The organism is uncultured Brachyspira sp. (assembly GCF_944393015.1).
In the GTDB taxonomy this organism is placed as follows: Bacteria; Spirochaetota; Brachyspiria; order Brachyspirales; family Brachyspiraceae; genus Brachyspira.
Window position 1 is genome coordinate 68,110 of sequence record NZ_CALXYQ010000003.1, and the last position, 12,781, is coordinate 80,890.

The 12,781-nt window shown below is 26.0% G+C and carries 14 protein-coding genes; 11 read left to right on the forward strand and 3 right to left on the reverse strand.

Annotation, left to right across the window (positions count from 1 at the left end):
• Nucleotides 1-10 precede the first annotated feature (10 nt).
• Together Q0K19_RS02080 and Q0K19_RS02085 are read right to left on the reverse strand one after the other, a co-directional pair.
• Nucleotides 11-1,333, reverse strand: a complete 1,323-nt coding sequence (locus tag Q0K19_RS02080; RefSeq protein ID WP_297244975.1) for a PTS transporter subunit EIIC — start codon at nt 1,331-1,333, stop codon at nt 11-13.
• A 36-nt stretch (nt 1,334-1,369) separates the two neighbouring features.
• Nucleotides 1,370-1,675: a PTS sugar transporter subunit IIB gene (locus tag Q0K19_RS02085; protein WP_020064184.1), complete on the reverse strand. Its 306-nt coding sequence runs from the start codon at nt 1,673-1,675 to the stop codon at nt 1,370-1,372.
• A 154-nt stretch (nt 1,676-1,829) separates the two neighbouring features.
• Between Q0K19_RS02085 and Q0K19_RS02090 the strand changes: the two genes are divergently transcribed.
• The 11 genes from Q0K19_RS02090 to Q0K19_RS02140 all read left to right on the forward strand — a co-directional run bounded on the left by Q0K19_RS02090 (nt 1,830) and on the right by Q0K19_RS02140 (nt 11,518).
• A complete protein-coding gene (locus Q0K19_RS02090; protein WP_297244976.1) occupies nt 1,830-3,692 on the forward strand; it encodes a transcription antiterminator in 1,863 nt (620 codons plus the stop codon).
• 12 nt (nt 3,693-3,704) lie between these two features.
• The gene (locus tag Q0K19_RS02095) at nt 3,705-3,971 is read left to right on the forward strand and encodes an HPr family phosphocarrier protein (RefSeq protein WP_297244977.1); all 267 of its coding nucleotides are present in this window, start codon (nt 3,705-3,707) and stop codon (nt 3,969-3,971) included.
• A gap of 115 nt (nt 3,972-4,086) precedes the next feature.
• Complete coding sequence (locus Q0K19_RS02100) at nt 4,087-5,562, forward strand: MBOAT family O-acyltransferase (protein WP_297244978.1); 1,476 nt, start codon at nt 4,087-4,089, stop codon at nt 5,560-5,562.
• Nucleotides 5,563-5,573: 11 nt separating this feature from the next.
• Complete coding sequence (locus Q0K19_RS02105; protein WP_297244979.1) at nt 5,574-6,329, forward strand: bifunctional 2-polyprenyl-6-hydroxyphenol methylase/3-demethylubiquinol 3-O-methyltransferase UbiG; 756 nt, start codon at nt 5,574-5,576, stop codon at nt 6,327-6,329.
• 57 nt (nt 6,330-6,386) lie between these two features.
• A complete protein-coding gene (locus Q0K19_RS02110) occupies nt 6,387-6,941 on the forward strand; it encodes a GNAT family N-acetyltransferase (protein ID WP_297244980.1) in 555 nt (184 codons plus the stop codon).
• Nucleotides 6,942-7,011: 70 nt separating this feature from the next.
• Entirely contained in the window at nt 7,012-8,442 is a 1,431-nt protein-coding gene (locus tag Q0K19_RS02115) for an SGNH/GDSL hydrolase family protein (protein ID WP_297244981.1), read from the forward strand.
• Between the two features lie 125 nt (nt 8,443-8,567).
• Nucleotides 8,568-9,176, forward strand: a complete 609-nt coding sequence (locus Q0K19_RS02120; RefSeq protein ID WP_297244982.1) for a hypothetical protein — start codon at nt 8,568-8,570, stop codon at nt 9,174-9,176.
• A 9-nt stretch (nt 9,177-9,185) separates the two neighbouring features.
• Complete coding sequence (locus Q0K19_RS02125) at nt 9,186-9,497, forward strand: leucine-rich repeat protein (RefSeq protein ID WP_297244983.1); 312 nt, start codon at nt 9,186-9,188, stop codon at nt 9,495-9,497.
• A 141-nt stretch (nt 9,498-9,638) separates the two neighbouring features.
• On the forward strand, nt 9,639-10,361 hold the full coding sequence (locus Q0K19_RS02130) for a leucine-rich repeat domain-containing protein (RefSeq protein ID WP_297244984.1): 723 nt from the start codon (nt 9,639-9,641) through the stop codon (nt 10,359-10,361).
• The gene (locus Q0K19_RS02135; protein WP_297244985.1) at nt 10,336-10,533 is read left to right on the forward strand and encodes a hypothetical protein; all 198 of its coding nucleotides are present in this window, start codon (nt 10,336-10,338) and stop codon (nt 10,531-10,533) included. Before Q0K19_RS02130 ends, Q0K19_RS02135 begins: the two co-directional genes overlap by 26 nt.
• Nucleotides 10,534-10,666: 133 nt before the next feature.
• Nucleotides 10,667-11,518: a leucine-rich repeat domain-containing protein gene (locus tag Q0K19_RS02140; RefSeq protein ID WP_297244986.1), complete on the forward strand. Its 852-nt coding sequence runs from the start codon at nt 10,667-10,669 to the stop codon at nt 11,516-11,518.
• A 163-nt stretch (nt 11,519-11,681) separates the two neighbouring features.
• On the opposite strand, the gene Q0K19_RS02145 is transcribed toward Q0K19_RS02140, so the two are convergent.
• Nucleotides 11,682-12,695: an alpha-hydroxy-acid oxidizing protein gene (locus Q0K19_RS02145; protein WP_297244987.1), complete on the reverse strand. Its 1,014-nt coding sequence runs from the start codon at nt 12,693-12,695 to the stop codon at nt 11,682-11,684.
• Between the last annotated feature and the right edge of the window lie 86 nt (nt 12,696-12,781).

Consider the following 12,781-nt stretch of genomic DNA (forward strand, 5'->3'; position numbering starts at 1 on the left):
CTTATATTTTTTAATTATTTTGTAAAGTTTTAGCATAAGCATTGATGAAAGGAGTATATATTAAGTATGATAAGAATACTAAACATAAACTCAAAATCATAGCAAAAATATTGAAATTGGAAGCTATCAAAGCACCTAATGGTCCTGGGGTTGTCCAAATTACAAGGGCTACAATTTTTCCTACTATACCTATTTTTAAAACTGTATAAGCTATTACAGCATTTATTATTGGCACACCTATAAAAGGGATAAAAAGTATAGGATTCATTATAATAGGAGTACCAAACATAATAGGTTCATTGATATTGAATAATCCCGGTATTATAGAAATTCTTCCTATAGATTTTAAATGTTCATTTTTACTTAATGCCATAGCTATTGCTAAACCTAATGTAGCACCTGCTCCTCCTATATATACATAAACATTGAAGAACTCTCCTGCTACTACTTTAGGCAAAGCCTCTCCAGCCTGTAAAGCTGCCTGATTCAAAGACAAATTTGATAATGTTATTATGCTTATTATTGCATTGATTACATTAGCACCATGTATACCTACAAACCATAATATATGTATAATTAAAAGAATTATTATTACTAATATTAAACTATCTGACCTTGATAATAAAGGAGACATTATATTATCTATCAAATTAGAAGTTAACATAGTCATATTTTTCTGTATTATTATATTTATGATTTGGAATAATATCCCTACAACAGCTATAGGTATAATTATTTCAAATGATTTTGCTATTGCAGGAGGCACAGAATCAGGAAGTTTTATAGTCATTTTTTTGCTTACTAAGAATCTGTAAATTTCTATTGATATTATACCGCCTATTATAGCAGAGAATATTCCTTTAGCATCTAAAAATCTAGCATCTAATACATTTATATTACTTCCTGCTTCTGCTAAAAATATATTAGCAAAATCTCCAGAAATAGATAATGTATTTGTTTGTACCGATATAAGTAAAAAAGCAAATAATGATAAGAAACCGCCTGTAACACCGCTTAAACTATAAGAGCTAGCTAAAGAATATCCAATACCATAAGCGACAAATAATGATAATAAGCCCATACTTACATTGAATATTTGAATGAAATGTCCTGAAAATTCAGCAGTAAAATTATCATACCAAGCCATATATAAAAAGCTATTTTCATTTTTAAGAGGTAAGTTAAATATCAAAAGTATGAAAGAACCTACTATTAAAAATGGTGTAATATAATCAAATGCATTTTTTATTGATGTAAGATATCTATTATTTGATAATTTAGCTGCAATAGGAGCTATTTTATTTTCTATATAACTAATAATTTTCTCATTCATAATATTTTTTAAGTATGATAGCCTATTAATAATAGATTATAATGTTAAATTCAAAGCAAAATCTAATATTTTAGCTCCGTCCATTTTTCCATAATCTTTAAAATCTATGACATCTAAAGGTTTTCCTTTAGCATTAGCTTTTTTAGCTAGTTCATCTTTAAGATATTTAACCTGAGGCCCTAATAGAAAAATATCGTAACTATCTGCTAATTCTTCAAATCTTGAAACACTTGCAGCTTCTATTTCAGCATCAATATTATCTGCTTTAGCTTTATCCTGCATCTTTTTTACTATCATACTGGTAGACATACCAGCAGAGCATAAAAGTAAAATCTTTTTCATTTTTTACTCCTTTTCTATTTTTATGTTAAAGATAATGTTTTTAAAAAATAACTCAAACAATAAAATTGCAGTATTAATATGGTAATTTATTAGCTTTTTCTTTTTATGAAAAAGTATATAATAAAAACAAAAATGACAAACAAAAGTTATATTTATGAATGTTAAGTATATAAAAGAAATATTATCATCGTTGTCGGCCGATTCATATATAACTGCTGAAGCCTTATCAAAACAATTAAATGTCAGCGAAAAAACAATCAGAACAAAAGTTAAAGAAATTAATTATGAATTGCAGAAATTTAATATAAAAATAGAATCTAAACCAAGATACGGATATAAATTAATATGCGATAATTATGATAGTTTTAAATCTATAGATTTGATATCAAATATTAATAATGATATGGATTATAGAATTAGAATAATTTTCAAATATTTAATAGAATTAGACAGCGGATATATAAAATCTGATGATATATGTGATTCTTTGGATATATCTAAAACTACTTTAACAAATATATTAAAGATTATGGAATATAATTTAAAATATCATAATCTTAAACTAGAGAGAAGACCTAATTATGGAATTAAATTGATAGGCAATGAATTTGATATAAGAAATTTTATAATATGCAATTATTTCAATGACTTCTTATATGAAAATAATATAGATGAAAAGATAATAGAGATAATCATAAATTTTCTTAATAAATACGAAATAAAATTTTCAGAAATTAATTTAGAAAATTTTATTCAATATATAAATGTTTCAATCAATAGAATAAAAAATAATAAATTTATATGCGATTATGAAAAAGATATTATTAAAGATATAGCTGAAGAGATAAAATTATCAGAAGAATTAATAAAGCAGATACAAAATGAAATTGATATAGAGTTTAATGATACAGAAGTTCTATTCATAGCCATACATATAGCTTCTAAAAATTTATTCTCTATTAATAAAAATTATAACTCGGTGATACAGGATAAATTTTCAGATATAATTGATAAAATGCTTGATATGGTATATAAAAATTTAAAAATAGATTTAAGAAATAATTTCAATTTGATACTTCTTTTAAATCAGCATATGATACCTTTGGATATAAGAATAAAATATAATATATTTCAAAAAAATCCTATGCTTAATGATATAAAAAATAATTATAGTCTTTCATTTTTATTAGCTTCTGAAAGTGCGGCAATATTGAAAGATTATTATAATAAAGATATATCAGAAGATGAAATAGGATATTTAGCATTATTGTTTCAAATAGGTTTGGAAGAAACAGTAGACAATATAAATAAAATAAATATATTAATAGTTTGCGGAAGCGGAAAAACAACTTCAAATTTATTAGTTACAAGATATAGAAAAGAATTCAATGATTATATAGATAATATTTATGCAGCGGATTTGATAGGATTAAAAGATTTTGATTTTTCTAAAGTAGATTATGTTTTTTCTACTGTTCCTATTAATTTGAAACTGCCTATTCCAATAGTTTATATAAGTAATTTTTTAAAAAGTGATGATATTATCAATGTAAAAAATACATTTGAATCTTTAAATAGAAATATTATTTTAGACTATTATAAAGAAGAAATGTTTACGACTGATATAAAAGGCGATACTAAAGAAGAAGTCATAAAAAATATATGTGAAGAGATAAAAAAATATAAAAGTATACCTGATAATTTTTATGAATTGGTTATGAAAAGGGAGCAGTTAGCAGAAACTGATATTGGTAATTTAGTAGCAATACCTCACCCTATAGAGGTTGTTACAAAAGATACATTTGTTTATGTTGCTGTATTGGATAAGCCTATATTATGGCAGAAGAATAATGTTCAGGTGGTATTTTTGATTTCTGTATCGAATAACAATGATGATTTGAAAAATTTTTATGAATATACTATTAATTTTCTTCTCAATGAAAACAGTGTAAAAAAGTTAATAGATAATAAAACTTTTGACAATCTAATTTTTCTTATTAAAAGTAATTCAGAATAAAACGAGGTTTTTATGACAGAGTTTAAATATACTATCAATAATATAAGCAATATACATGCAAGACCTTTAAGCGAACTTGCAAAAATAGCTAAAGACAGTAATTGTGAAGTATCAGTAAAAAAAGGTGATAATTTGAAGGATTTAAAAAAGATTATAGGACTTATACAGTTAAAACTAAAGGTAGGCGATGAGGTGGATATTATTATAAATGGTAATAATGATGATTTGGAGAATACTGCAAAAGAAAATATATATAATTTTTTTAAGCTGAATTTTTGATTAAATCCTATTTTTATATTATATCAAATTTTAATACTAACTTTTTTATGTAATTCATATTACAATTAGTAGTTTTATAAGTTATAAATGTATATTTTATTATGAGTTATGTTAAATGCTATTTAATTCTAGAGATTTTTTAATATTTTTTCCTATAACATTAATTTTGTATTGGATATTTCCAAAAAAATTAAGATATATTTGTCTTTTTATAGCAAGTTATATATTTTATATGTTTTGGAATCCTAAATATGCATTATTAATGGGTACTTCTACTGTTGTAACTTTTTTAAGCGGCATATTAATAGAAAAATTAAAATATAAAAGAATAGTAGTGGCTTTCAGTTTTATAATAAATATTGCTATACTTGTATTTTTTAAATATTTTGATTTTCTTCTATTAAATATAAATATGCTTTTATCAGCATTAAATATACAATTAATAGAGAAGCCTTTTGATATTATTTTGCCAGTAGGAATATCATTTTATACATTTCAGGCATTAAGCTATACTATAGATGTTTACAGAGGTGAAATAAAGTCGGAAAAGAATATAATTAAATATGCTTTATTTGTATCATTCTTTCCGCAGTTAGTTGCAGGCCCAATAGAACGTTCAAAACATTTGCTAGGTCAAATACAGAACATGGATAAAATAAAAAGATTCGATTATCATAGAATAACTGAAGGGCTTATTTTAATGCTTTTCGGTTATTTTCAGAAAATGGTAATAGCGGATAGGGCTTCTATATTGGTAGATACTGTATTTAATAGATATTATATTTATAACACTACAGAATTAGCATTGTCAGCTATTCTTTTTGCAGTACAGATATACTGTGATTTTGCAAGCTATTCTCTTATAGCAATAGGAACGGCAAAAGTTATGGGTATAGATTTAATGGAGAACTTCAATACTCCATATTTTGCAAGAAGCATAAAAGAGTTTTGGGGCAGATGGCATATATCATTATCAACTTGGTTTAGAGATTATCTTTATATACCTTTGGGCGGAAATAGATGTTCAAAGATTAGAAGAAGTTTTAATATATTAGTAACATTTTTAGTAAGCGGACTTTGGCATGGAGCTAATTTTACTTTTATAGCTTGGGGTGCTATTCATGGGATATGCTATTTAATAGAAGATATTACATCAAAATTCAGAAATAATGTTTTAAATAAATTGGGTGTAAAAGTACAAAGTTTTAGTTTTAAATTTCTTGAAGTTATTATTACATTTATAATAGTAGATTTAGCTTGGATATTTTTCAGAGCAGAAACTATACATGATGCTTTTTACTATATACAGAGAATGTTCACTAAAATAGATTTATGGCGTTTATTTGACGGTTCATTGTACAAATTAGGATTGGACAATTTTGAAATGAATATACTTATAATATCTTTGATAGTGCTTTTTTTAGTTGATTTGATAAAATATATAAAGAAAGAAACTATTTATGAATTTTTAAAAAATCAATGTCTATATTTTAGATGGGCTGTAATATTTTTCTTATTGTTCTTCATTATAATATATGGAAAATACGGTGCAGGTTTTGATCCTAAACAATTTATATATTTCCAATTTTAGGAGCTATAAAAATGAGTGAAGTTAGAAAAAATTATTACGGCAGTCTTTGTACTGAAATGTATGAGATACTGCATGAAAAAGCACCTGAAGATGAATTAAACTTTTATCTATCTTATGCTGAAAAAGGTAAAAAGATTTTAGAACCTTTATGCGGAAGCGGAAGATTTCTAATTCCATTTATAGAAAGAGGGTTTGACATAACAGGAATAGATATGTCTAATGAAATGCTGGAAAAACTAAAATTAAAATTTCCTGATGCCAAAACTGTTCATACTGATATAATGAAATATGATCCGAAAGAAAAATTTGATTATATATTTATTAGTTCAGGTTCAGTATCATTGTTTACAAATATTGATATTTGCAAACAAATTCTAATAAGAATAAAGAACTGGCTTTTAAAAACAGGTAAATTTGTTTTTGCAGTTGATACAATAAAAAATAGATGTATAGATGATAATGATTATAATATTGCTGTATCAGTTAAAACAAAAGAAAATTTTGAAATAGTGCTTAAATCAAAAAATTATTATGAAGAAAAAACTCAAACTCAGTTCTCGCCATCAATTTATGAAATGTATAATAATACAGAATTGATTCAAAGTGAGTTTATGAATTTTCAGACGCATCTTTATAAATATGGTGAAATGGAGCAGTATTTAAAAGAAGTTGGATTTACTCAAGTTAAAACTTATTCTTCTTTTGAAAAGGAAATTGCAGTTAATGATGAATGTGATATGTTTTTATTTGAATGCAGTTTTTTATGATGTATAATATGGTTGATTATTTTATAAATAAATATTTTTTGTTTTGTGAAGAAAATTATGAAGCATAAAGGAACAATACAATTAGAAAGTGAAAGATTATTATTAAGAAGATTTAAAATAGAAGATGCAAAAGACATGTATAATAATTGGACTAGTGATGATGAAGTTACAAAGTATTTAATATGGCAGACTCATGACAGTATTGATAAAACAAAAATCATTTTAACTGAATGGACTAATCAATATTGTTATAAAGATTTTTATCAATGGGCTATTGTATTAAAAGAAAATAATTTTTTGGTTGGAAGCATATCCGTTGTTGATATGAATGATAGTATAGATATGATTAGTATTGGTTACTGCATATCTAAAAAATATTGGCATAAAGGCATTACATCGGAGGCTTTATCGATATTAATAAAATTCTTTTTTGAAGATATAGAAGTTAATAGAATAGAAGCCAAACATAATATTAATAATCCTAATTCTGGAAAAGTAATGCTTAAATGCGGATTGAAAAAAGAAGGAGTACTAAGAAGCATTTATAAAGATAATACAGGACTTGCTGATGCTGCAATTTACTCCATATTAAAAAATGAGTATTTTAATTAAAAAAGAGTTAAGAAAAAAGTTAAATTTTTAGTTTACATAATTTTATATAAAAATAATAGGCTTTTAGAATATGATAAGAAACACAATAAAAATTATTTGCTTTATAGCTATATTTATTACATTGCTTTGGTTCTCAAGCAGAGTTTTAAGATTCAAAAATGATAATGGTATATATCAGGGCGACAGTTTTTATGAACAAAGAACTAACAGCATAGATGTCATGTTTATGGGAAGCAGCCATGTTCATTATAATGTTAATCCTGCTATACTTTACAATGAATATGGTATTGCAGCTTATAATTTTACCTCAGGAAGCCAGCCTATTTGGAGTACTTATCATTATTTAGTGGAAGTATTAAAATATCAGAAGCCTAAATTAATTGCATTAGAATCTTATATTGTTGCAGCGAGCAGAACTAATGTTGTAGATTATCAGATTGTAGCAGCCACTTATGCATTAAAATGGTCAAAGAATAGAGTTGAATCTTTAAAAGTAACAGCAGCAGAGAGATTTGATGAGTTTATAAATCCTATGTACAGATATCATAACAGATATAAAGATTTAAAAGATGAAGATTTTCTGCCTTATGCTAATAACTATAATCATTATAAATATTTTAAAGGCTATTCTTTTCATAATAAAACATTCCCAGTACAAAGACCGGATATAGAAAATATTAAAGATACTTTACCTTTGCTTGAAGAGCAGGAAACTTATTATAGAAAAATATTGGAATTAGCAAAGACAAATAATATACCTATTGTTGTAATAGCTTCGCCTTTTCCTATGACTGATGATGAGGCAAGACATTTTAATAGAGTAGGTGAGATTGCAAAAGAATATGATGTTCCTTTTATGAATTTCAATCATTATTATGATGATTATGATTTGGATTTTTGGACAGATTATAATGATGCAGGACATTTGAATTATAAAGGCGTTCAGAAATATACTTCTTTTTTGGGTAAATATTTAAAAGATAATTTTGATTTGCCTGACAGAAGAGGCGATACAAATTATGACACTTGGGAGAAAAATGCTTTATATGAGTATAATAAAGTTTATGATATGGGATTAAGAGATATAGAAAATATTAATGATTATATGACAAAGATAACTAATCTTAACGACTATACTATAGTTATTAATATGCTTGGAGAATATTCTACAAATGATAATATTGTAAAAGGATTATATTCTAATTTTAATATAACCAATGAAATGTATACTAATAATGTTTCTTATGTTATAGATAAAAATAAATTAGTATTTTCTTCAATGGGGGCAACTAATTATCTTTATCATAAAGAGCTTAATAAATATAATGATTTAGTAATTGACAGCGGAAGCAGAATAATGATAAGCAGAAGCAACTTAAGAAAAACTACCAATGGAGTTAACATAGTAGTATATGATAATATAACTTCTGAAGTTGTTGATTTCTTTGATTTGCCTTATACTAATGATGCTATAAGCGAAGCAATAGAAAGAGATTATTAATATTTGAAAGCACTTTTAATTTATAAATTTAATTAATTTTTTTAATATTAAAAAGAATTAAAAAATATTAGATTGTTTACTTTTTTGTAATTTTTATTATCATTATAAATAGAGAGAAAAATAATATGAAGAAAAAATATATATTAATATTTATGTTAGCATTGATATTTGTATCCTGTTCGGCAGTGATAATGTCTCCTAATAATAATACAGAAATTACTGATCCAATGGATCCTTCTAAACCTATAGATCCTCCAGAACCAGATTATCCCCCTTGGACTGAAATACAGCCGCCTTTGCCCGTCTTAGATGATGATGCAATTAAATACGGAATAGATATTTCTCAAGAAGATAATCTAATAAAAGAGCAAATAAAAATAAAATTAAAAGAATATAGAAACGACAAAGGTCAATATAAAGTAATATTTACAGGAAAGCCAAAAGATGATTATTTAGTTTCAGCATCTCTTACAAAATTAACATTAGAAGTTGCAAGAGATTTATCAATTAGTGAGGCAATAATAGATGTTAGTAATGTTTATTTTAATGAGAGAAAGATAAAATCTAGAATGTTTCGAGGAGGAGTTTCTTTAGGTTATTTTAATTTGAGTTTTATATTGCCTGAAAATATTATAAGGGTCATAGAAGGCAATGCTTTTTCATTTTTAAATAATTATTTGAGAGAGATAACAATACCGGATTCTGTTATTGGTATTGATGCTGCTGCTTTTTAGTTATCTGAGGTGCTTAACAAAATAACATTTAGTGAAAAAAGTAAGCTTGAATATATAGGTGAATTAGCTTTTTCTTATTCAACAGTAAAGGAAATAGTAATACCAGCATCTGTAAAATCAATAGGAAGAAAACCATTTGGAAGTTCTTTAACCACTGTTACTTATTTGGGAACTAAGCCTAATACTATAATGAATAATAAAAATGTATTTGATGACTGTGTTAATCTTAAAACTTTATTAATTCCTAATGCTGAAGATCCGGATGATCCTGCTTGGAAAACTTTTTTGGGACATAATTTTACTGATATAAGAAAACAGTGATTTTTTATTGAAAAGTATATAGTAAGCTAAATAATTTTAAATATTTTACTTTTTAAAATTTTTTCTTATGTTTAAAGCAATATTTATATTTAAGGATGGAAAGAGTGATGATTAAAAAAAATTTTATTAGTATTTGTATCAGTGTTGGTATTTGTTTCATGTTCAAATAATACTACATCGCCTAATGGCAGTAATAATTCAGGAGTTACGCCTCCTACTGTAGATAAGGAAGAGGAAGAATTAATAAAAAAATACGGTATAGATATAAGTCAGGAAGATGCAGTAATAAGTCAGCAAATAGAACAAAATTTAAAAGCTTATTTTGCTGAAAAGAATTCATATAGAGTAATATTAACAGGAACTCCTAAAGATGGAGCAGAGTCTTTGTATGCTTTAACTTTAAAAGCAGCATTAAAAGTTAGTTCTTCTATGAATATAGAGTTGGATATAAAAAATATTAATTTTCAAGATGGCTCTGTAAAAACAGGTATGTTTTCTGGAGAAGTTATTGAGAATTCTGAAAATATAGTTATTAGTTTTGCTTTTCCAACAGATAAAATAAAAACTATAGAAATGATGTCTTTTGATCAACTATCTAATACAAAAGAAATAACACTTCCTGATTCTGTAATTACAATAAAAGAAATGGCATTTCAGAATTCTCAAAGTATAGAAAAATTAACTTTGGGTAAAAATGTTCAAACTATAGGAGATCAGGCTTTTTTTACTTTGGAATTTTTGAAAGAATTAATAATACCAGATTCTGTAAAATCAATAGGTATGGCTGCATTTGCTCAAGGTGAAACAATAGAAACCTGCTTCATTAACATCAGTAGGAATGGGAGCATTTTCAAGCTGTCCTAATTTAACTACAGTAATTTACTATGGAACTTCTCCAAGCAGTATAAATAATAATGATGCTTTAATGTATTGCAATAAACTTAAAACTTTAATACTACCTAATGCGGACACTTTGGATGCTGGAGTTTGGTCAAGTTTCTTAGGCGGTAATTTTACTGATATAAGAAAACAATGATATTTTTATATATCTTTATTATATTTTCCGTATTATTTTATGATAAATTAAAAAATATATGATCAATAACTTTACTTTTTTTAATTTATTATTTACTATTATAAATAGCTTTGGTATTTTATGGAGTAAATTGATGATTAAAAAAAGTTTATTAATATTAATATCATTATTTATATTGCTGTCATGTTCTAATAAGGTTATAGCTCCATTAGAAAGTGAAGAAGTATTAATAGAAAAATATGGTATAGATATAAGTCAGAAAGATATTGAAATAAGCAAGCAATTAGAACAAAATTTAAAAGCTTATTTTCAGGAAAAAGGTTCATATAGAGTAATATTTACTGGAACTCCTAAAGATTATGGTACTGAACAAAGCGGTAATAAATCTTTATATGTTTTAACTTTAGAAGCAGCATCAAAACTTAATATTGCTATGAATATAGAGCTGGATTTAAAAAATATTAATTTTCAAGACGGCACTATAAAAGCTTTTATGTTTTCTAGCTTTGTTGATAAATATAAAAATATAGTTATAAATTTTTCATTTCCAGAAAATAAAATAAGGACTATAGAAAAGAGTGCTTTTAATGCACTATGTAATACAAAAGAAATAACACTTCCTGATTCTGTAATTGCAATAAAAGAAGGTGCATTTACGTATTCTCCGAGTATAGAAAGAGTAACATTAGGAAATGGCTTACAAGAAATAGGGGCATTGGCATTTATGGGTATTGATAACTTAAAAGAAATAACAATACCAGACTCTGTAAAATCAATAGGAACGCAGGCATTTGGATATTCTCCGCAATTGACTACTCTCACTTATTTAGGTACAAGCCCTAATAATATAAATTATGAACAGGATGTATTTTTACTTAGTACTAAACTTACAACTTTAATAGTACCTAATGCTATAAATGAGTATGATTCTACTTGGAAAACTTTTTTGGGCGGTAAGTTTACTACAGTAACAAAAGGGTTATAATTTAATAATATAGATTATTAATTATTAAAAACTGTTAATATCAAACATATATTATAGTGTTTTATATATGTTTGGTATTATATAAAATAAATAAACTCAATATAAAGAGCAAGTACTCTTGTATATTGAGTTTTTTAATTATAAAAAGTTATAGTAAATAAAATTAAAGTCTTACTACATATCTAGTTATTTCTTTTAAACTATGGACACCGCACATAGTCATAGCATCTTCAAGTTCTGCACCTAATTGAGCAGCATAAGATTTAACTCCTTCTTCTCCTCCGCCGTAAGCAGCTATTACAAATGTTCTTGCTATAACAACACCGTCAGCACCTAAAGCAATAGCCTTTAATATATCAGTACCATTTCTAATACCGCCGTCTACTAATATTTTGATTTTGCCTTTAACAGCATCAGCGATTTCAGGCAAAACTTCAGCAGTAGAAGGACATTGATCAAGTACGCGTCCGCCATGATTTGATACTATTATTGCATCAGCTCCAGCTTCAACAGCTTTTTTAGCCCCTTTTACAGTCATTATTCCTTTTATAATGAATGGTCTTTGAGCAATTTCTTTTATTTGTTTTAATTCATCTACTGTTTTGCTTCCTGCTTTTGGAGTAAGATTTTTTAAGAAAGGAAGTCCTGCAGCATCAACGTCCATAGCAACAGCAAAAGCATTTGAATCTGCAACTAATTTCATTTTTTCTTTTATAACATCTATATTCCAAGGTTTAACTGTCGGCACTCCTATTCCGTTTTGTTTTTTTATCATGGTAGTTGCTGCTATCATTACATTAGGATTAGTACCGTCGCCAGTGAAAGCTGCAATTCCTGCTTCAGCACAAGATTTTACTAATATATCATTGTATTCTTCTTCTGTATATTTATTGCCGTAATGAAGCTGAACAGCACCTACAGGACCAGCAAATATAGGGTATTTAAATTTTTTACCGAATAACTCAAAAGAAGTATCAATATCTTCATTAGAACATATTGTGTCCATATTGAGTCTTATTTCTCTCCATTTATCATAATTTCTAATGGCAACATCTCCTATTCCTTTAGCTCCGGGTCCTGGCATACTATTTTTACATACTTTACCATTACATATTGGGCATGCCTTACAAAATCCCATACAGTCTTTGGCAACTTCTATAATTTCTTTATAAGTCATAAAATTCCTCCGATATAACTAAACGTATAATAATGCACAACAATAATACTAGATATAAAAAATAAAACAAGTAAATTTATTAATAT

Coding starts and splice junctions, on each gene's coding strand:
- Q0K19_RS02100 (WP_297244978.1), top strand. CDS start 4,087: ATGCTATTTAATTCTAGAGATTTTTTAATATTTTTTCCTATAACATTA.
- Q0K19_RS02140 (WP_297244986.1), top strand. CDS start 10,667: ATGATTAAAAAAAGTTTATTAATATTAATATCATTATTTATATTGCTG.
- Q0K19_RS02090 (WP_297244976.1), top strand. CDS start 1,830: ATGAATGTTAAGTATATAAAAGAAATATTATCATCGTTGTCGGCCGAT.
- Q0K19_RS02105 (WP_297244979.1), top strand. CDS start 5,574: ATGAGTGAAGTTAGAAAAAATTATTACGGCAGTCTTTGTACTGAAATG.
- Q0K19_RS02135 (WP_297244985.1), top strand. CDS start 10,336: ATGGGAGCATTTTCAAGCTGTCCTAATTTAACTACAGTAATTTACTAT.
- Q0K19_RS02115 (WP_297244981.1), top strand. CDS start 7,012: ATGATAAGAAACACAATAAAAATTATTTGCTTTATAGCTATATTTATT.
- Q0K19_RS02085 (WP_020064184.1), bottom strand. CDS start 1,675: ATGAAAAAGATTTTACTTTTATGCTCTGCTGGTATGTCTACCAGTATG.
- Q0K19_RS02110 (WP_297244980.1), top strand. CDS start 6,387: ATGAAGCATAAAGGAACAATACAATTAGAAAGTGAAAGATTATTATTA.
- Q0K19_RS02080 (WP_297244975.1), bottom strand. CDS start 1,333: ATGAATGAGAAAATTATTAGTTATATAGAAAATAAAATAGCTCCTATT.
- Q0K19_RS02120 (WP_297244982.1), top strand. CDS start 8,568: ATGAAGAAAAAATATATATTAATATTTATGTTAGCATTGATATTTGTA.
- Q0K19_RS02095 (WP_297244977.1), top strand. CDS start 3,705: ATGACAGAGTTTAAATATACTATCAATAATATAAGCAATATACATGCA.
- Q0K19_RS02145 (WP_297244987.1), bottom strand. CDS start 12,695: ATGACTTATAAAGAAATTATAGAAGTTGCCAAAGACTGTATGGGATTT.